At 61.4% G+C, this 18,503-nt stretch carries 15 protein-coding genes; 10 read left to right on the top strand and 5 right to left on the bottom strand.

Annotation, left to right across the window (positions count from 1 at the left end; translation table 11 throughout):
* Window positions 1-14: 14 nt before the first annotated feature.
* The 3 genes from folP to GRI97_RS10365 all read right to left on the bottom strand — a co-directional run bounded on the left by folP (window position 15) and on the right by GRI97_RS10365 (window position 3,093).
* Window positions 15-1,127, bottom strand: a complete 1,113-nt coding sequence (gene folP, locus GRI97_RS10375) for a dihydropteroate synthase (RefSeq protein ID WP_161391116.1) — start codon at window positions 1,125-1,127, stop codon at window positions 15-17.
* Window positions 1,124-2,260 (bottom strand): site-specific DNA-methyltransferase, encoded by a 1,137-nt coding sequence (locus GRI97_RS10370; RefSeq protein WP_161391115.1) that lies wholly within the window; start codon window positions 2,258-2,260, stop codon window positions 1,124-1,126. The genes folP and GRI97_RS10370 overlap by 4 nt, the downstream gene beginning before the upstream one ends.
* 191 nt (window positions 2,261-2,451) lie before the next feature.
* Entirely contained in the window at window positions 2,452-3,093 is a 642-nt protein-coding gene (locus GRI97_RS10365) for a ribonuclease HII (protein ID WP_161391114.1), read from the bottom strand.
* On the opposite strand from GRI97_RS10365, the gene GRI97_RS10360 reads away from it, so the two are divergent.
* The 7 genes from GRI97_RS10360 to GRI97_RS18415 all read left to right on the top strand — a co-directional run bounded on the left by GRI97_RS10360 (window position 3,092) and on the right by GRI97_RS18415 (window position 8,956).
* On the top strand, window positions 3,092-4,261 hold the full coding sequence (locus GRI97_RS10360; RefSeq protein WP_161391113.1) for a PQQ-dependent sugar dehydrogenase: 1,170 nt from the start codon (window positions 3,092-3,094) through the stop codon (window positions 4,259-4,261). The genes GRI97_RS10365 and GRI97_RS10360 overlap by 2 nt on opposite strands.
* A 66-nt stretch (window positions 4,262-4,327) precedes the next feature.
* On the top strand, window positions 4,328-5,116 hold the full coding sequence (locus GRI97_RS10355) for a TSUP family transporter (RefSeq protein WP_161391112.1): 789 nt from the start codon (window positions 4,328-4,330) through the stop codon (window positions 5,114-5,116).
* Window positions 5,117-5,186: 70 nt separating this feature from the next.
* Complete coding sequence (locus tag GRI97_RS10350; protein ID WP_161391111.1) at window positions 5,187-5,699, top strand: GNAT family N-acetyltransferase; 513 nt, start codon at window positions 5,187-5,189, stop codon at window positions 5,697-5,699.
* A 55-nt stretch (window positions 5,700-5,754) separates the two neighbouring features.
* A complete protein-coding gene (locus GRI97_RS10345; RefSeq protein WP_161391110.1) occupies window positions 5,755-6,300 on the top strand; it encodes a DUF1285 domain-containing protein in 546 nt (181 codons plus the stop codon).
* The gene (locus GRI97_RS10340) at window positions 6,300-6,902 is read left to right on the top strand and encodes a CoA pyrophosphatase (protein ID WP_161391109.1); all 603 of its coding nucleotides are present in this window, start codon (window positions 6,300-6,302) and stop codon (window positions 6,900-6,902) included. Before GRI97_RS10345 ends, GRI97_RS10340 begins: the two co-directional genes overlap by 1 nt.
* Window positions 6,899-8,098 carry a CCA tRNA nucleotidyltransferase gene (locus GRI97_RS10335; RefSeq protein ID WP_161391108.1) on the top strand — a complete coding sequence of 400 codons (1,200 nt, stop codon included), beginning with the start codon at window positions 6,899-6,901 and terminating at the stop codon, window positions 8,096-8,098. The genes GRI97_RS10340 and GRI97_RS10335 overlap by 4 nt, the downstream gene beginning before the upstream one ends.
* 267 nt (window positions 8,099-8,365) lie before the next feature.
* Entirely contained in the window at window positions 8,366-8,956 is a 591-nt protein-coding gene (locus GRI97_RS18415; RefSeq protein ID WP_202392702.1) for a hypothetical protein, read from the top strand.
* A gap of 62 nt (window positions 8,957-9,018) precedes the next feature.
* Here the strand turns inward: GRI97_RS18415 and parC are convergent, their stop codons facing one another.
* Window positions 9,019-11,310: a DNA topoisomerase IV subunit A gene (gene parC, locus GRI97_RS10330; RefSeq protein ID WP_161391107.1), complete on the bottom strand. Its 2,292-nt coding sequence runs from the start codon at window positions 11,308-11,310 to the stop codon at window positions 9,019-9,021.
* 143 nt (window positions 11,311-11,453) lie between these two features.
* On the opposite strand from parC, the gene GRI97_RS10325 reads away from it, so the two are divergent.
* Both GRI97_RS10325 and GRI97_RS10320 read left to right on the top strand, forming a co-directional pair.
* Complete coding sequence (locus GRI97_RS10325; RefSeq protein ID WP_161391106.1) at window positions 11,454-12,380, top strand: DUF4238 domain-containing protein; 927 nt, start codon at window positions 11,454-11,456, stop codon at window positions 12,378-12,380.
* A 182-nt stretch (window positions 12,381-12,562) separates the two neighbouring features.
* Complete coding sequence (locus GRI97_RS10320) at window positions 12,563-13,504, top strand: hypothetical protein (RefSeq protein WP_202392701.1); 942 nt, start codon at window positions 12,563-12,565, stop codon at window positions 13,502-13,504.
* An 843-nt stretch (window positions 13,505-14,347) separates the two neighbouring features.
* Here the strand turns inward: GRI97_RS10320 and GRI97_RS10315 are convergent.
* A complete protein-coding gene (locus GRI97_RS10315) occupies window positions 14,348-15,727 on the bottom strand; it encodes a PIN domain-containing protein (RefSeq protein WP_161391104.1) in 1,380 nt (459 codons plus the stop codon).
* 894 nt (window positions 15,728-16,621) lie between these two features.
* Between GRI97_RS10315 and GRI97_RS10310 the strand changes: the two genes are divergently transcribed.
* The gene (locus tag GRI97_RS10310; RefSeq protein WP_235917760.1) at window positions 16,622-18,193 is read left to right on the top strand and encodes an anti-phage dCTP deaminase; all 1,572 of its coding nucleotides are present in this window, start codon (window positions 16,622-16,624) and stop codon (window positions 18,191-18,193) included.
* Window positions 18,194-18,503: the final 310 nt, after the last annotated feature.

Below are 18,503 nucleotides of genomic sequence, written 5' to 3'. Positions count from 1 at the left end.
GGCCGCGCGACTTGCTAGGCCACCAGCCCGCCGAAATCCGTGACGGCGGCATCGCGCAGCCCGCGCCAGACATTGCGGGCCTGCACCGTGTCGCGCACATCATGCACGCGCAGCAGCTGATATCCGGCCTGCATCCCGCGCAAGGCCAGCGCCACACTGCCGCCCAGCCGTTCATGCGCGGGCGCTTCATTGCTCAACGCGCCGATGAACCGCTTGCGGCTGACGCCCAGCAGCAGCGGCTGACCCAACGCGTGGAACAGTTCCAGCGCATTCATCAGCGCCAGATTGTCCGCCACGCTCTTGCCGAAGCCGAGACCGGGATCGAGGATGATGTTTTCGCGCGCAATGCCCGCCGCCAGGGCGCGGTCGCGCGCCAGCCGCAGCCAGTCGAACACTTCGAACACCACATTGCCGTAACCGGCCTTGCAATGCAGATCCTCGCCCTCCCCCGGGGCGTGCATCAGCACCACAGGCGCACCGCTGTTGGCCGCCAGGCCCAGACTGCGCGGATCATGGCGCAAGGCCGACACATCGTTGATCAGATGCGCGCCGGCGGCCAGCGATGCCTTCATCACAGATGCCCGGCGGGTGTCGACACTGATCGCGGCGCCCATCGCGGCGCAGCGTTCCACGGCGGGGACAACGCGCTTGACCTCATCCCCTTCCCAAACGGCGGCGGCGCCAGGGCGGGTGCTTTCCCCGCCAATATCGATGATCGCGGCGCCGCCTTCGAGCATGTCGGCGGCATGGGCATGCGCCGCCTCCGGATCGTCGAGGAATTTGCCGCCATCGGAAAAGCTGTCCGGCGTAACGTTCAAAATGCCCATGATCTGCGGCTGATCCAGCCGGATCACGCGTTCGCCCATCTTCAGCGGCGCATGGACGATCTGCAGATCGGCCCATTGCTGGATCGCTTCGCTGGCCAGCCCGGCGGGCAGGCGCGCAATCGCATCATCCATGCCCCGCGGGGTCGTCACATCGCGGCTGATCACCACCCCATCACGCACCACCACCAGCGCGAATTCCCGCGCGTAGGCCAGCCCGCCGGCGATGCGCAGGGCATCGCCATCCACCAATTGCGGGCCCGCCACCAGGGTAAGCGGCTGAAGATAGAGCTTTTCCATCAATCCTCGATCGACAGCAGATAGGTCTGGCGCAGGGCATCCAGCGGCTTGATCGCGCCTTCATGTTCCAGATGCCAGAAGGTCCAGCCATTGCAGCTGGGCGCGCCCTGCAGCGTCTTGCCGACATGGTGGATCGATCCGCATTCCTTGCCGCTCATCAGCGATCCATCGGCGCGAACCTGGGCCGAAAAGCGCCGCTGCTTGTCGAACAGTTCCGTGCCGGGGGCCAGCATGCCGGCTTCGACCAGCGAACCGAAGGCGATGCGCGGCGCGGTGCGCATGCTCTGCATGGTCTTGAGCGCGCTTTCATCCAGCGGCAGGGCGCATTCGATGCGTTCCATCGCAGCTTCGCGATAGATGTTTTCGCGTTCGCAACCAATCCAGTTGCGGCCCAGACGCTTGGCGACGGCGCCGGTGGTGCCGGTGCCAAAGAACGGATCGAGCACCACATCGCCAGCCTCGGTCGTGGCCAGCAGCACGCGATACAGCAAGGCCTCGGGCTTTTGCGTCGGGTGAACCTTGTGCCCACCCTTCTTCAGCCGTTCCTGGCCGGCGCAGATCGGGATGACCCAATCGCTGCGCATCTGCAGTTCGTCATTCAGCGTCTTCATGGCGCGATAGTTGAAGTGATACTTCGCCTTTTCGCCCATGCTGGCCCACAGCAGCGTTTCATGCGCATTGGTAAAGCGGGTGCCGCGGAAATTGGGCATCGGGTTGCTCTTGCGCCAAACGATGTCGTTCAGCAGCCAGAAGCCCAGATCCTGCATGATCGCGCCGACGCGGAAGATGTTGTGATAGCTGCCGATCACCCACAGCCCGCCATCGGGCTTGAGCACCCGGCGCGCTTCGGTCAGCCAGGCCCGCGTGAAGCGATCATAGGTGGCGAAGCTGTCAAACCGGTCCCAGTCATCGGTGACCGCATCCACATGGCTGCCATCGGGGCGATTGAGATCGCCACCGAGCTGCAGATTGTAGGGCGGATCGGCAAAGATCAGGTCCACGCTGGCGTCGGGCAGGCTGCGCATCGCCTCCACGCAATCGCCCGGCAGAATGCGGCCGAGCGGCAGATCAGCCTTGTCCACCACCGGCGCGACATGGCGCACGCGCGGCGCCCTGATCTTGGTTAAAGCTCCCATAATGTCCTTCTGACCCCCTGATTGACCCATAGGGTGAGTCTTCTCGAGTCGCGGGTCAAGAATCCATTTTGTCACGCCTTCGCGCAACGCAGGCCATTTCAGGCGGAACGAAAGGAGTCCTGCACAAGATGTTGAGTCACGTCCAAAATCCATGACTCGACATGTTGGGGTGTGGCCCGGAGGACTCGGACCTATGCAGAAAAGAGATCGAGCTGCGCAACGGGCGAAAAAGACCGCCGGTGGAGCGGCGAGGGCCCATATTCGCGCAGCGCGGTCAGATGCTGTGGCGTGCCATAACCGGCGTTGCGTTCCCAGCCATAATGCGGGTGTTCAAGCGCCGCATCGCGCATCAGCCGGTCACGCCAGGTCTTGGCCAGGATCGATGCAGCACCGATCGAGGGCTCGATCCCGTCACCGCCGACGATCGCCCGCGCCTGCCAGCGCCATTCGGCCCGGCGGCCATGCGGGGTCATATTGCCATCGACCAGCACCATTGACGGATCACAACCGATCGCATCGCACAGGGCCGCCACCGCCTGGCTCATCGCCAGCATGGTCGCCTGGAAAATATTGATCCGGTCGATCTCTGCCGCATCGACGACGCCGATTCCAAATGCACACCGACGCCTTATGCGCTGTTCCAGTTCATCGCGTCGGCTGGGGGAAAGCTTCTTGGAATCGTCAAGACCGGACGGGCGTGGCTTGCACAGCAGCACGGCGGCCGCCACAACGGGGCCAGCCAGCGGGCCACGGCCAGCCTCGTCCACTCCGATGACAAGGTTGTCCGGCGCGAAGCCGCCACTGAATTCAGGTGAGGGAGTTCCGGAAAGCATGCGTCAGATCGTCACTTCAGTCTTTATCCTAGCCTCTGCGCTGGCCGCTGCAAGCTGCAGCGCCGCGCCGGCCGGGGATAGTTCGGCTGCCTCCACCCCAGCACCCACCACGCCTGATACGGCGGCGCCCTATCAGGTCAGCACGCATGGCAATTTCAACCAGCCCTGGGCGCTGGCGTTCGAGCCGGGCACCAGCCGCCTGTTCATCACCCAGCGGCAGGGCACGGTGGTGTTCTTCGACACCGCCACGGGCACCAATGGTACCGTCACCGGGGCGTTGCCGACCGTGGATTACGGCGGCCAGGGCGGCCTGGGCGACATCGCCTTTGCCCCCGATTACGCCACCAGCAAGCAGATCTATCTGACCTGGTCCGAAGCCGGTGAAGGCGACACGCGCGGCGCCGCCATGGGACGCGGCAAGCTGGAATGCGGCAGCAACAATGCCTGCACGCTCAGCGATTTTTCGGTGATCTGGCGCCAGACCCCCAAGGTGAACGGGCGCGGGCATTTTTCGCATCGCATCGCCTTTTCCCCGGATGGCAAATATCTGTTCCTGACCTCTGGCGATCGGCAAAAGGGTGACCCGGCGCAGGACCTGACCACCAATCTGGGCAAGGTGCTGCGGCTCAATCTCGACGGCACCCCGGCGGCGGGCAATCCCTTTGCCGATCGCGGCGGGGTTTCGGCCGAAATCTGGAGCTATGGCCACCGCAGCGTGCTGGGGCTCAAGTTCGACAGCCAGGGCCGGCTATGGGAACTGGAACACGGGCCGAAGGGCGGCGATGAGCTGAACCTGATCGAACCGGGCAAGAATTACGGCTGGCCGATCGTGTCCAATGGCGTGAATTACGACAATTCGGACATTCCCGACCACTCCACCCGCCCGGAATTCCAGGCCCCGGCGATCAGCTGGAACCCGGTGATCGCGCCGGGCAATTTCATCTTCTATTCGGGCCGCATGTGGCCGGAATGGCGGGGTGAAGCCATCATGCCGGGCCTGGGCCCCAAGCTGCTGGTCCGCGTGGCGATCGACGGCACGCAGGGGCGTGAAGTGGCTCGCTACAATTTCGACAAGCGGCTGCGCGACGTCATCGAAGCGCCCGATGGATCGATGTGGATTGCCGAAGACGGTGTCGATGCCAAGCTGCTGCATCTGACCCGTCCCTGACAGGATGGCTTTGATTAGGTAGGCACACCGGCTTGTCTCCACGCGCCCGGCTGATAGGGCGGGCGCGTGGATCTCGCCCCTGACATCATCGCCCTGTTGATGCTCGCCGCCTTTGCGGCCGGTGCCATCGATGCCGTGGCGGGCGGCGGCGGGCTGATCACGATCCCCGCCCTGCTGGCCGCCGGAGTTCCGCCGGTTGCCGCCATCGCCACCAACAAGCTGCAGAGCACCTGCGGCACGGCCGGCGCCTTCTTCGCCTATGCCCGCAAGGGACTGATCGATTACCGTCGTTTTGCTTTGCCGGCGCTGTTTTCCTTCCTCGGTTCCGCGCTGGGCGCCTTCGTCCTGACGCGGGTCGATCCGGGTTTTCTGTCGGCCCTGTTGCCGCTGCTGCTGATCGCGATGGTGGCCTATTACAGCTTCGCCCCGAAGCTGGGCGATGATGACCGCCACAGCCGGTTCGGCATCCCGGCCTTGCTGGGCGTGGCGGCGATCATCGGCTGTTATGATGGGTTTTTCGGACCCGGCACCGGATCCTTCTTCACCACGGCGCTGGTGGCGCTGTTCGGCATGGGGCTGATCCGCGCCGTCGCCCATACCAAGCTGCTGAATCTGGCCAGCAATCTGGCCGGGCTGATCGTGCTGCTGGCCGGTGGGCATGTGCTGTGGATCACCGGGCTGGCGATGGCGGTGGCAAGCGTGGCCGGCGGGCAGTTGGGGGCACATCTGGCGCTGCGGTTCGGCGCGGGCCTGGCCCGCCCGTTGCTGATCATGTCCGCCCTGGCGCTGACGGCCAAGCTGCTGTCCGAACCGGACAATCCGATTGCCATGGCCCTGCGCGGCTGGATCGGCTGACCCGGCAGGCCGTGACACCATACGGTTTGCGTTGCGAATCGTCCCCATGCCCCCTATCGGCGCGCGGCCCATGGCCGATGCAGTCCACACTCTGATTCCCCTGGCACAGGTGGAACCGCCGATGATCGAGCAATTGCTCGATCGTGCCTTCGGTCCTGACCGCTTTGCGCGCACGGCCTATGCCATTCGCGAAGGAACTCAATGGCTTCCGGCGCTCAGCTTTGCCGCGCTGGATGACGATGACCTGCTGGTCGGCACCATCCAGGCCTGGCCGGTGGCGCTGAACGGCAGCGATGGCCGCCCCTATCCGATGGTGATGGTCGGGCCCGTGGCTGTGGTGCCCGAACGGCAGGGCGAAGGTTTCGGCCTGGCCCTGATGCTGGCGCAAGGCGCGGTGCTCGATACCCCTGCCGCCCTGCCCCAGATGCTGATCGGCGACGCACCCTATTATGGCCGCTTCGGTTTTCGCCAAGCCCCGCGCGGCTGGCTTTGCCCCGGCCCATGGGACCCCGCGCGGCTGATGGTCCGGTGCGGCAATCATGCCGCCCTGCCGCAGGACGGCATGCTGGGCCCCTGGAAATAGTTCAGCACGTTGCGGCATATTGTTGCACGCTCCGGCATCTGCCATGGGGCGGGCCATGCCCTACGAACCGCTTCCCGATCTTTCCGCGATGTCGCTGGCGCAGATCGCGGCGGCGGTGAAGGCACGGCGGCTGCCGCCAATCGAGAGCTGGCATCCGGAAGAAACCATGGACAGCGGCATGCGTATCGCGGCCGATGGCACCTGGTTTCACAATGGCAGCCCGATCTATCGGCTGGCGATGGTGCGGGCCTTTTCCACCCTGCTGATGCGCGATGATGATGGGCAGCATTGGCTGGTCACGCCGCAATGCCGCCAATCGGTCGAGGTGGAAGATGCCGCCTTCATCGCGGTGGAAATGCAGGCCCGCCATGGTGCGCTGGCGTTCCGGCTCAACACCGACGAACTGATCGTCGCCGGTCCTGATCATCGGCTTCGCGCCACAGGAAATCCTGAAGTTCCCGCCATTTATCTGGGCGTCCGCCATGGATGTGAGGCGCGGCTGAACCGATCCACCTGGCTGCAGATCGCCAATCATGCACTGGCCGGCAGCAATGGCATGAATGTGGTCAGCCGGGGCATCAGCTTCCCGCTGGTGCCGTGATGAGCGCGCTGTTCGATCAACTGCAGCGCCGGTTCGTCGCCGGCCATGCGATAGAATTACGGGATTTGCGCGACGACAGCCAGTTTGCGCCGCCGGTCGTCCGCCCTGCTGCCGTGCTGGTGGCGATCACCGACAGGGACGAACCGGGCGTGATCCTGACCCATCGGCCCGAAGCGATGCGGGCCCATCCGGGGCAAGTTGCCTTCCCCGGGGGCAAGATCGATGAGGGCGAAGACGCGCTGCGAGCCGCGCTGCGGGAGGCGCGGGAGGAACTGGCGATCCAGGCTGAGGACGTGCGGCTGATCGGGGCGAGCGACCGTTTCATTACCGGGTCGGGCTATGACGTAACGCCGGTGCTGGGGCTGGTGCCGCCCGATTTGCCGCTGGTGCCCAATCCGGCCGAGGTGTCTTCCTGGTTCGAGGCGCCGCTGAGTTTCGTGCTCGATCCGGCCAATCATATCAGCAAGATAGGCGAATGGCGCGGGGAACCGCGGGGTTATATCGAGATCAATTGGCAGGGGCACCGGATCTGGGGGATCACGGCGGCAATCCTGGCCAATCTGGGCCGCCGGCTCGACTGGCTGCAGGAAAAATCGCAATGAATACAGATACAAATCCACCCCATCTGCCGGCGGCCGAATGGACGCGGCGGGCCGATCTGGCCAGGCTGGTGGCAACGCTGGGGCCCGGCAATCTGCGCTGGGTCGGGGGTGCGGTGCGGGACACTTTGCTCGATCATCCGGTGAAGGACATCGATGCCGCGACCCCGCTGGAGCCAGAAGTGGTGATGCAAGCGCTTAAGAATGCAGGAATTTCCTGCATTCCGACCGGGATTGCGCATGGCACGGTGACGGCGGTGCTGGCCGGCGGGCCGGTGGAGATCACGACCTTGCGGCATGATGTCAGCACCGATGGGCGGCGGGCGACGGTGGCCTTTGCGACCGCGTGGGAGGATGATGCAGCGCGGCGGGATTTCACCATCAACGCGCTCTATTGCGATCCTGACACATTGGAATTGCACGATTATTTTTATGGCCGGGCGGATCTTGCGGAGCATCGGGTGCGGTTTATTGGCGATGCCCGGCAGCGCATTCGCGAGGATCATTTGCGGATCCTGCGGTATTACCGGTTTCAGGCCCGGTTCGGCGCCACGCTGGATGCCGAGGCAGAGGCAGCCTGTGCCGAACTGGCCCCCACGCTGAAGGGATTGAGCCGCGAACGGGTGGGAAGCGAGCTGCTTAACCTGTTGTCTTTAAACGATCCTTCGGCAACGGTAGCACGGATGTTCGCAGCCGGGGTGCTGCCGGTGATCCTGCCCGAAACGACCGCGACGCAGGTCGCAGCGCTGGCGGCATTGTGCGGGGAAGAGGCGCGGCAGCAGGTGGCGCCCGATGCGGTGCGGCGGCTGGCGGCGCTGGTGCCGGCGGATGCCAAGGTGGCCGAGCAGGTGGCGGCCCGATTGCGGCTTTCTGCCGCGCAAAAGAAGCGCCTGGCCACCGCCGCAGCACGCCCTGCCTGCGCATGGACACGCGCGGAGGACGTGCGGGTGCTGGCCTATCGCCAGGGCAAGGAGGCCGCGATCGACCAGGTTTTGCTGGCCGGGCAGTCCATCGCGCCGCTGATCGGGTGGGACGTGCCTGCCTTCCCGCTGAAGGGTGGCGATATCGTGCGGCGCGGGGTCGGGGCCGGGCCCGAGGTGGCGCGGATTCTGCGGCAGGTGGAAGAAAAATGGCTGGCGGAAGGGTTTCCAGGCCAGGATCGCGTCATGCAAATCCTGGAAGCCACGCTGCCCGCCTGACCCTCTCCACACAATGTAATATCTTCTGTTACCAAATTTTCACGGCCCATCGCCGCTGAGGGTGGATTCATCCGTTCGGCATGGACTCGCGGCCGGTCAGCAGGAACCATGCCAGCCGGACCGGGTTGGATGTCCAGAAGCATGCGGGACCGCCCGCAGTTTCGGACTGGCGGCACGGAACCTGCCCAGAGTGGCATTGGGGTCGCGCCCGGTTCACCCTCCCCGAGTTCTTCGGGGTGCAAATTTGGTGCAATACGGAGAATTATCATGAAGTTCGGATATCTTGCTGCAGCGGCCTTTGCCGCCGGCACGGCTTTTACCGTTCCCGCCGCCGCCCAGGACGCGGCCCCGGCCGCCCCGGCTGAAGGCGCCCCGGCAGCCGATGCCGCCGCAGCAGCACCTGCCGGTGCCGCCGCGATTGCCGCTGGCGCCACCGTCTATGGCCCCGATGGCGCTGAAGTCGGCACCATTGCCTCGCTGGAAGGCGGCAATGCCACGATCAACACCGGCAGCGTGACGGCCACCGTGCCCGCCACGGCCATTTCGGCCGGCGCCAAGGGCCCGACCATCGGCTGGAACAAGGCTCAGCTGGAAGAAGCTGTTTCGGGCCAAGCCGAAGCCAGTGCCGCCGCACTTGAAACCGCCCTGGTGGCCGGTGCCCAGGTCTTCACCGTTGACGGCCAGCCGGTCGGCCCGGTGAAGGAAGTGAACGCAGCCGGCATGGTGGTGGTCGAACATTCGACGGCCGGTGCCATCTCCCTGCCCAAGGCCCAGTTTGCCATGCATCAGGACAAGGTGACCTTCATGGCCACCGCAGCTGACCTGAATGCAGCGGTTGCCGGCCAGGCCGCCAGCTAAGCCATAGGGTCAAACCCAAAAAGGAAGCCCGGTCATCTGCGGATGGCCGGGCTTCCTTGCGTTCAGGATCCGAATTTGTTGTCTCGCGGGAAGCCGTTGGGCGGCAGGCGGCCGGCGGCGCCACGGGCGACCTTCCACATGTGCATGTCGGTTTCGGTCCGCACGCGCTTGCTTTCGCCGCCCATGGTCCAGCTGAGCCCGGCCACCAGATTGAGCGTGATCGCGTCAGCCATGCCGCCATCGCGGTAACGCTGCAACCCGACGCCCTGCCCGCGTGCCATGACCGGCATTTCTTCCAGGCTGAAGACCACCAGCTTGCGATTGTCCCCCACCACGGCCACGTGATCATGATCGGGCGGGATCGGGCGCACGACCGACAGCTTCGTGTCTGCCTTCACATTCACCACCTGGCGCCCCTTGCGGGTTTCGGCCAGCAATTCATCGGTGACAGCGACGAAACCCTTGCCTGCGGTGCTGGCCAGCAGCAGTTGCAGATTGGGCCGGTGGACGATCAGCGCCACGATATGCACGGCGGCATCCATATCCAGCGTGTTGCGGATCGGTTCGCCGAAGCCGCGCGCGCCGGGCAGCTTATCCGCCCCGATGGTGAAGAAGCGCCCGTCATCGCCGGCGATCAGCAGCTTGTCCGTGGTCTGGGCATGGAGGGCAAAGGCCGGGCCATCGCCTTCCTTGAATTTCCAATCCTGATCCAGCGGCAGATGGCCACGGGCCGCGCGGATCCAGCCGCGCTGGCTCAGGATCACCGTCACCGGTTCCTTCTCGATCATCGCATCCATGCTGAATTCGACGACCGGGATCGCCTCTGCAATGGTGGTGCGGCGACGGCCGAGCAGGGTTTCTGGCCCATATTCCTTGCGCAGGGCGTTCAGATCCCGCTTCAGCCGGGTCCGCTGCCGCGCCGAGGAATCGAGCAGCTTGAGCAGTTCCTCGCGTTCGGCGATCAGCGCGTCACGTTCGCGGTTGAGCTCCATCTCCTCCAGCTTGCGCAGCGAACGCAGCCGCATGTTGAGGATTGCTTCGGTCTGCCGGTCGGTCAGGCCGAATTCGGCCATCATCACCGGCTTTGGCTCATCCTCTGTCCGGATGATTTCGATCACCCGATCCAGATTGAGGAAGGCGGTGATGAAGCCTTCGACCAGTTCGAGCCGGTCGGCAATCTTGTCCAGCCGGTGGCGGGTGCGCCGCTGCAGAATATCGATCTGATGCGCGACCCAGTTGGACAGCAGTTCATGCAGGCCCATCACCATCGGCGTGCGCGTGGCATCGAGCACGTTGAGATTGAGCGAGAACCGGCTTTCCAGATCGGTCAGCTTGTAGAGGCTTTCCTTGAGCAGTTCGGGATCGACATTGCGGCTCTTGGGAACGAGCACGATGCGAATCTGTTCGTCGCTTTCATCCCGCACATCTTCCAGGATGGGCAGCTTGCGATCGGCGATCAGCTGGGCGATCTGTTCGATCAGCCGGCTTTTCTGCACCATGTAGGGGATTTCGGAGATGACGAGCTGGTACTGCCCCGCCCCGACCCGCTCTATCCCGGCCAGCCGATCCGCCTCTGCCCCCGCTTCGGCCGCATGGAAGCGCGCCCGCACGCGGAAACTGCCGCGCCCGGTTTCATAGGCGCGGGAAATGGCCGCCGCGGAATCCACGATCAGCCCGCCAGTGGCGAAATCGGGGCCGTGGAACAGTTCCATCAACCGGGCATGTTCGACATGGGGATTGTCGATCAGTTCGAGCACGGCATCGATGATTTCGGCCACATTATGGCTGGGGATGCTGGTGGCCATGCCCACGGCGATGCCGCTGGCGCCATTGGCCAGCAGATTGGGGAACAGCCCCGGCATCAGCGCCGGTTCGATATCCTCATTGTTGTAGGTGGGGATGAAATCGACCGTGCCTTCATCCAGCCCCTCCATCAGGCTGATGGCGGTGCGGGTGAGGCGGCATTCGGTGTAGCGATAGGCGGCGGCGTTATCGCCATCGATATTGCCGAAATTCCCCTGCCCTTGGACCAGCGGGTAACGCAGGGTAAAATCCTGCGCGAGGCGGACCATGGCATCATAGACGGCGGAATCGCCATGCGGATGGTATTTGCCGATCGCATCCCCCACGACGCGGGCGGATTTCTTGGGCAGGGTATCGGGCCACATGCGCAGATTGCGCATAGTCCACAGCAGGCGCCGGTGAACCGGTTTCAGCCCATCGCGCAGATCGGGCAGCGAGCGTGCCGTGATCGTGGACAGGGCATAGACCAGGTAGCGTTCCGACAAAGCACTGTCGAACGGGGCGTCGACGATGGCGTCGAACGGATCCTTTTCATCGTTTGTGGTGGCCATGGGCCAGCCCTACCACCAGCGATGGCGGCGGGACAGGTGGGATTGTGATGTTTCCCCGTTGGTGTTGGGGGGGGTGTGGGGTGGGGGCAAAGCACTGCATCACGCCCCTAGACATCTGCCGGCCTTATTTTCAGCTTACGACCATGAATCAAAAGCCGCTAAAGACTGAACTGCATCATTGGTGGCCGCGAACCCTTGCCGACCATTGGGCTGCGGCCGACGGCATGATGTCAGTAATAAGACCGAATGGAGCCGTACATCGAGCGCCGCCGGGCGCGTTCGGTGCGATCACAAATGCCCATCATATTAAGCTCGGCGGCCCGTGGGTTTCGACCTTCGAACCAATTTTCAACGAGCCAGATAATGAAATGACGGCGTTCGTGCAGTGGCTGGGAACACTCGAAGCATCCTTATCGTCGCCAAATCAGTCGACCGTCGATCGGATTCTGCCACAGCCGCTCATCGATCAACGCGCTGCGCAGATCGCCCGCATCACCGCATCTATGCTTGCCCGCAGCCCGTGCATCCGTGCTTCGATCAAGCGGACCGCTGAGTGCTACCGGCGCGATTTCGGCCTACCCAATCCAACAGCCGATAAAACGCTAATCGCGGTGAACCAGCGCGGGCTCTACGACGCTTATCGCAAACGCATGATGCACGGCCGCTGGGCGATCTTATTCAGTGATGAGCGGGAATTTGTTGCCGGTGACGGATTCCTGCACAATTTCCCCGCCTCCCAGAACGCACTCGATGCTGGCCTAAAGCTAGTGCTGCCGATCTTGCCAACGGCGACGATCGTCTACACGTCGCCGATGCAGTATCCCATCGAACCGCGCCTAGTTACGCTACGGCTTGGCGCTGAAGAGGTGGAGCGATTGAACGCAATCACTCAGGTCTATGCCAGCGACTTTCTCTTCTATCGCGTTGACAAACCGGCGTTGACCGAAGCCTTTAGACACGGCGGGCATCGCCAGTTCCAATATCATGGTCATCACTGGCTTGACCCGCTGCTTGACGACCTGTCGCAATATAGAATTCGAGAAAAAGGACAGCGCCGCTGGCATCCGTAGTCTGCGTGCGTAGAATGGATCACTATCAGGTGATCATTGGCTCGACCGTTTGGTAACAAGAGGTGATGGCACATTTCTTCCGAAGTAGTGCAACGTCAACGGTACGGGTTGAAGTAAGGATGATGTCCGCATATGCCCCAACTATGAATTGGAAGCCTAGAAACCTTCGCGAACTTGCCCGCATGGTCGTCGGAGATGCCGAGCATTTTCCTTACCGGTCGAGCAAATACATTACGGAATTCTTCGAAGATTGTGATCTGGATTTCGTGCACGCCGGTGAGACGCGTCAAGTCTGGGCAGCCGAGCGGATCGAAGAAGTGCTGGCAATGCCGCGCGCCACGCCATCAGTGATGCCGGACGCTTTCATCCGCATCATCCGCCGTCTGCTCGACAAAGGTGACGCGGAGGGTGATGACGCCGATCGCATCAAGGCTCTAGCAGCGCTGAATATAATGCTGGCGCGCGAAGGCTGGGCCGCATTCTATGATGAGAATGGCCTCGGACAACTTCGGCACATCGCAACTAACACCATTGCTCAGACCGCCAATCCCCATCGCCCGTTCACGCCGTCGGAAATCGAGCGCCGCGATCAGTTGCTCTCCTATCTTTGCAAATGCTCCGAGGATGAACTGATCGAGGATGTGCTGCTGCCGCTCTTCCGCCAGCTCGGCTTCCATCGCATCACTGCTGCCGGGCACAAGGATAAGGCGCTGGAATACGGCAAGGACGTGTGGATGAAATACACGTTGCCAACACTGCACGTCCTGTATTTCGGCATCCAAGCCAAGAAGGGGAAACTTGATTCGTCCGGTGTGAGCACCGCCAATGTCGCGGAAATTCACAATCAGGTGACAATGATGTTGGGGCACGAAATCTTCGATCCCGAGCTTAGCCGCCGGGTACTAGTCGATCACGCCTTCATTGTCGCAGGCGGTGAGATCACCAAGCAGGCACGCAACTGGATTGGCAACAAGCTCGATGCCAGCAAACGGTCACAAGTGATGTTCATGGACCGGGAGGACATCCTCAATCTGTTCGTCGTAAATAATCTGCCCTTACCAAAAGGGGCGCTCCCAGCAGTCACGCAAGCTTGGGATGACCTTGACGACGATCTACCTTTTTAATTCCAAGAACACGATAATCAACTAATCCCAATCTCGCGCCTCGGCCTCGGCTTTGCCGGTAATGGTGCCAACCGAGCTCAGTTTCCCATCGTGCGATCCAGTCCTGCGCAGCCAGCGGCCGTGCGGTGAAGACGTGTTTCAATCGCTTCCGCGCCCACTTCTCCATCTGCATCAACATCGCCCGCCTCAAGACAACAGCGCAACATGTTTGGGAGCATCGAACGATTAAGCATTATGTTCCCACAACTTTCCGTTGCCGCATGCGAAACTACGCGTTTGCGGTGACGAAACACTTTTCATTTATTTTTAGTCGTCTTGCTAGATTTGCTAGGTTTGAGAGACGGTGTATTCCCTGGTGTGCCTTTGTTATCACGACGGCGTTGATCTGGCTTCCCCGTTGATTTCGCGATCGGCTTTGGCCCTGGTTTGAGTGCCATGCATACTCTCCTTTGTCAGTTTGAAAAATCAACTCCGCGCGCGACTTCTGTCTGAGATTTATGACGCAGGCGTATTGCGCAACATTCCGCACGAGTTCTGATTGGAGTCAATGCCGAATGATATTTGTACAGTACCAATACCCCGAAAATATCGGTAGCTAGGAGTTCCAGAGACACAATACTCAACGCATCCGACCATTGCGCTTCGGTTTCGGCCCCGGCTTTGCCGGCGAAGTTCGACAACCTGCCGTGCGATCCAGTCCTGCGCAGACAGCGGCCGTCCGGCGAGAGGACGTGTTTCAATCACTTCCACGCCCACTTCTCCATCTGTATCCACATCGCCCGCCTCAAGACCGCAGCGCAGCATATTCAGGAATGGTGCAATTAAGTATTATGTCCCCGGAACTCATCGTGCCCCCTGGGCTGCGCCGTCGTTGCGGTAATGCACTAGCCCATCCTCATCATCCTTGATCAACGCCAGGAGCAGCTCATGGGTCGGCGGTGCGGCGTGCAGCCTGACAGCGTCAAGGTCGATTAGCTCACCGAGGACGGTGTCTCTGACCTCGACCGGCGCCAGCATCGAGGCCGTCACCGCGCCGCGCATGTTTTGCGCGGTCACCCTGACCTCGACCTGCACCACGCCGACGGTCCGACCCTCCAGCTCGAGCACTGCGGTGAGTGACTGGGTGCGACCGTGCCGGAAGTCCTCGCAGCGGAACTCGACGTGGACATCAGTGTCCTCCGAATTCTCGAGCGCGAAGCTGGTCCGATCGGGACGCTGCAACTGCTGGGATAGGTTGGGCACGTTGGTGAGGAAATTGCTCCGCGTGTCGGGGGGCGGCGGCCCGAAGAGGTCGATGAGGAACGGTTCGCCATGCAGCCGCGCGTTCCCGGAGCGTAGCTCGACGGTGACGTGCTCGGCGGCCAACTGGCCCGTGTTCTCGAGCAGTACCCTTATTGGGTAAGTGGAGAACTGCCGGGCGGCTCCTAAATGTATTGCAGGGACGTCGCGCTCCCGTATCGCCCTCTCGTAGTCATCGTAGTCCTCGTGGTAGTTCGCGTTCTCGTGGAGTCCGCCGATACCGAACGGGCTGGTCCGCTGCCTGGCATTCTTGGCGAGGATCATCTGCGACACCCTCCCAGCCAGATCAGCCGGCAGCGGATCGACGCGGTGCCGGACCAGCGGCGGATGGTCGACGAGTTCGATTGAAACCGAGAGCTGCGGCTCCGTCGTCTGCAGCACCCTCACGCGTTGCTCTAGTTCCGCGACGCGGCGGTCGGAGGGTGACGGTTCGGGATCAAGGAGCCATCCCTCGTCCGGCTTGCAGGCCTTGAGATTGTGTCGCCGGGCCGCCGCGCGCGGCCGGCTGTCAAAACTGAGCACCTCAAGCCGGGTTGTATCGTCGATCAGTGCGTGAAGCGCCTGCGCGATGATCCGGTCGTCGCCGTTGTCGCGCTCGAGGTCCTCCAGCGCCCCCCAGTCTATCGCGCCCGCCGCGACATAGGCGATGTCCACTCGCACGGGCTGCGCGACGACGGTCGCTGGCTGGCCAGTCTCAATAGAGGGGTCGAGCAGCCGGTTCACGTGACGAGCGCGCTTCCCAAGCCGGCCGTCTCGCTTGCGAGCGTCGATCTCGGAGCTGACCTGAGGGAGAACGAGGAGCAGGACCGGGCCCGGGCTGAAGGACGCCCAGTCGAGCTGCTCGAGCGGGCGCGCCTCGAACACCATCTGCGTGTCGAGGGCGAACACTCGGTCGTAACCGGTTGTGTCGAGCGGAATCGTCATTTGCGGAGTTCCTCGGCGACCATTGTGAAGTATTCTGGGAATAGAAGTAGCCCTGCGGCGACCGCGCCGCCCAGCCTGTCCAGCGCCGTCGGTACAAGGGTCCCCAGCACCTTCGGCACCACGCGGTCCACGAGCCCGCCTCGAGCATGGAGATGGCCGACGGCAGCACTAGGCCGTATTTCACGCGCTTCTGGAGGAAGGTAAGTTGCGCGTGCAGGTTACCATCGGCGAGATCGGCCAGATCCGCGATCGCCGTCATCAGAATGGCTAGGCCGTAACCGAAGTCCCCTACGGTCGATCTGCGATCCGACACGCGTACCCCTTTCGCCTTCAAGATTATAAGAAGGTACTCATAGGTGCGGCTGTCGGCCCAGGCCGCGAGCATTCGGGGAAGAGCTTCGGCGTCCGACAACTTGCAGATTGAGCGGTCGCTGACGTGCGGCAGGACGGCGCCCGCGACCAGGTCGAGCAGCATGCCGTCGGTCATTATGTCCCCGGAACGACATTGTGAGACGTTGACGCAAGAGCGAGCATGCGATCCAGCTGAGAACTGCATCAGTATATCGTAAAATTTATCCTACGCTTCGAGCATTTTCACCGTCTCCTCAACGGCTCACCTGCACTGCTTCCGACCGCTTTGGCCCGCTGCTGCTGCCTCCATTGCGTGAGCGCGAATTCTCTACAAACTCAGCCCCCATTCTTCGAGCAAGGCGGTCGGATGTTTGTTGGCCGCTCGACCCTCGCGAGCTTCGATCAGACCGTTCGTCCATTTTCGTCTCTCCACTCGAAAACTGTTTCCGATTTGTGCACCGCCTGTCTGCAGAAAGCCAGCTATCGTTATAACGTTTCGACAGCTACGTTGCACATGTGGCCCCATATCACGAGACGGAACATATGGAGAACGAATTCAGAGCAGTCAGTCATCCGGAGCTTGTTTTCGGTATTGCTGGCGCAATCGGCATCGACATAGATGCTATTAATCGCACCCTCTCTGACGCTTTGAAATCTGTTGGCTACGAGTCAGTCCTCATTCGAATCACCGACGAGATTGCTCGAGAGGTCACTGACGTACTAAAGCCCGCTACGTCGGATTTTGGTTCCGAAGCTTCCTACAAGATGACCCATGCTAGCGCCGTATGCCGCAAGTATGGTGCAGCAGATACGCTGATGAGATTCGCCATCAATGGAATCCGAAGGCATCGATCCGAGGCTGTTCTGGAAATTGATGAAGAGCCGCCAGAGGAAAGAGTCCAGGCGGGAACTGCCTATGTCATCCGGCAACTCAAACGCCCCGAAGAGGTGCATTTACTCCGCAAGGTTTACGGTAAGCAGTTTGTGCTCATTTCGGCCTACGGATCGTCTGAAGACCGCAAGCGCACGATAGAGAAGGCCTTGCGTCGCACATTACCTCTTGATCGACCAGATCACGAAATCGGCGCGCTTGCAGAAGAGCTAATTCACAGAGATCAACATGAAGAAGTCGATGATCACGGGCAACACCTTCGAGATACATTTCATCTTGCCGATGTTTTTATAGACGGAATCTCCGCCGGAAATATGAAATCCATGGTCAGCCGCTTCATTGATGCCTTTTTTGGACGAGCGGATATTGCTCCTACTCGTTGGGAATACGGAATGTACGCCGCCAAATCAGCCTCATTGCGATCGAGTGACCTTTCTAGGCAGGTTGGAGCGGCCATTTTCACTTCTGAAGGGGAGCTAATTTCCCAAGGATGCAATGAAGTTCCAAAGGCGTTTGGAGGCACTTATTGGGATGGCGACGAGCAGGATTACCGCGATGTTAAACTCGGCCATGACCCAAATGATCTCATTAAAAAAGAAGTGGTCCGAGATCTACTTGAGCGCCTACTTAGGGGCGGCATGCTCTCAGAGAGCGCAATTCAAATCGGCGGGGCGGCAGCGATCGTAGACGCTTTCACAAAAGGAGCCGCAGCAGGGGCTCCTGCCGGGTATGGATGCCTTGATGGAGCTGCTGTGATGGAACTCACTGAATACGGTCGGGTTGTGCACGCAGAAATGGGCGCAATTTGCGATGCGGCCCGACTAGGGCGAGCACTAAAAGGCAGTGTGCTATTCTGCACAACCTTCCCATGCCACAATTGCACTAAGCACCTGCTTTCTGCAGGAATATCTCGCGTTATATATATGGAACCTTATCCAAAAAGCAAAGCCAAGGAACTTCATGAGCACGAAATAGAGATTGAAAAAACCAGCAATACTCGAGTCAGCTTTCTTCCATTTCTTGGAATTTCTCCCGTCAGATACCGTGATATCTTTCAGAAAGGAAAACGCAAGAAGGAAGGCGCGGCATTGAGTTGGATGGCCGGGGCCCCTCGACCTCTGATCGATATAGCAGCCATAACCTACGTCGATCTCGAGGCTTTCGAAATAAGAAAATTAGATGCAAAATTAAAGAAAATAGATCCTGCATCTTCAGAGATTTGAATGTGGCGAAAGCATGCTGTTACCCCGGCGGTATTCTATCGGTCGAAACCTACCAACATGCACAAACGTGACAGAACCGCCTTCGCTGCACCTACAAGGTTCCGACGGTGCCCCTACGTACACTGACGCAATTTGGGTACCCAAAGAGGCACCCATAACCACTCCCATTATTCATATGGCTACGCCAGTGATGATATCCAGGCGCGGATGGGTGATGCTCGGCGGGCGCGCGCACCTGATCATTTTAAGTTTACGCAGACTCATGGTCATGCCTTCGGGCGAATGGAGCTGATCGGCCTTGCCGCTGCTT

The sequence above is a fragment of the Croceibacterium xixiisoli genome, from assembly GCF_009827305.1.
GTDB lineage: Bacteria > Pseudomonadota > Alphaproteobacteria > Sphingomonadales > Sphingomonadaceae > Croceibacterium_C > Croceibacterium_C xixiisoli.
Note: the sequence above shows the minus strand (reverse complement) of the source record. Positions and strands in the feature narration are given on the sequence as shown.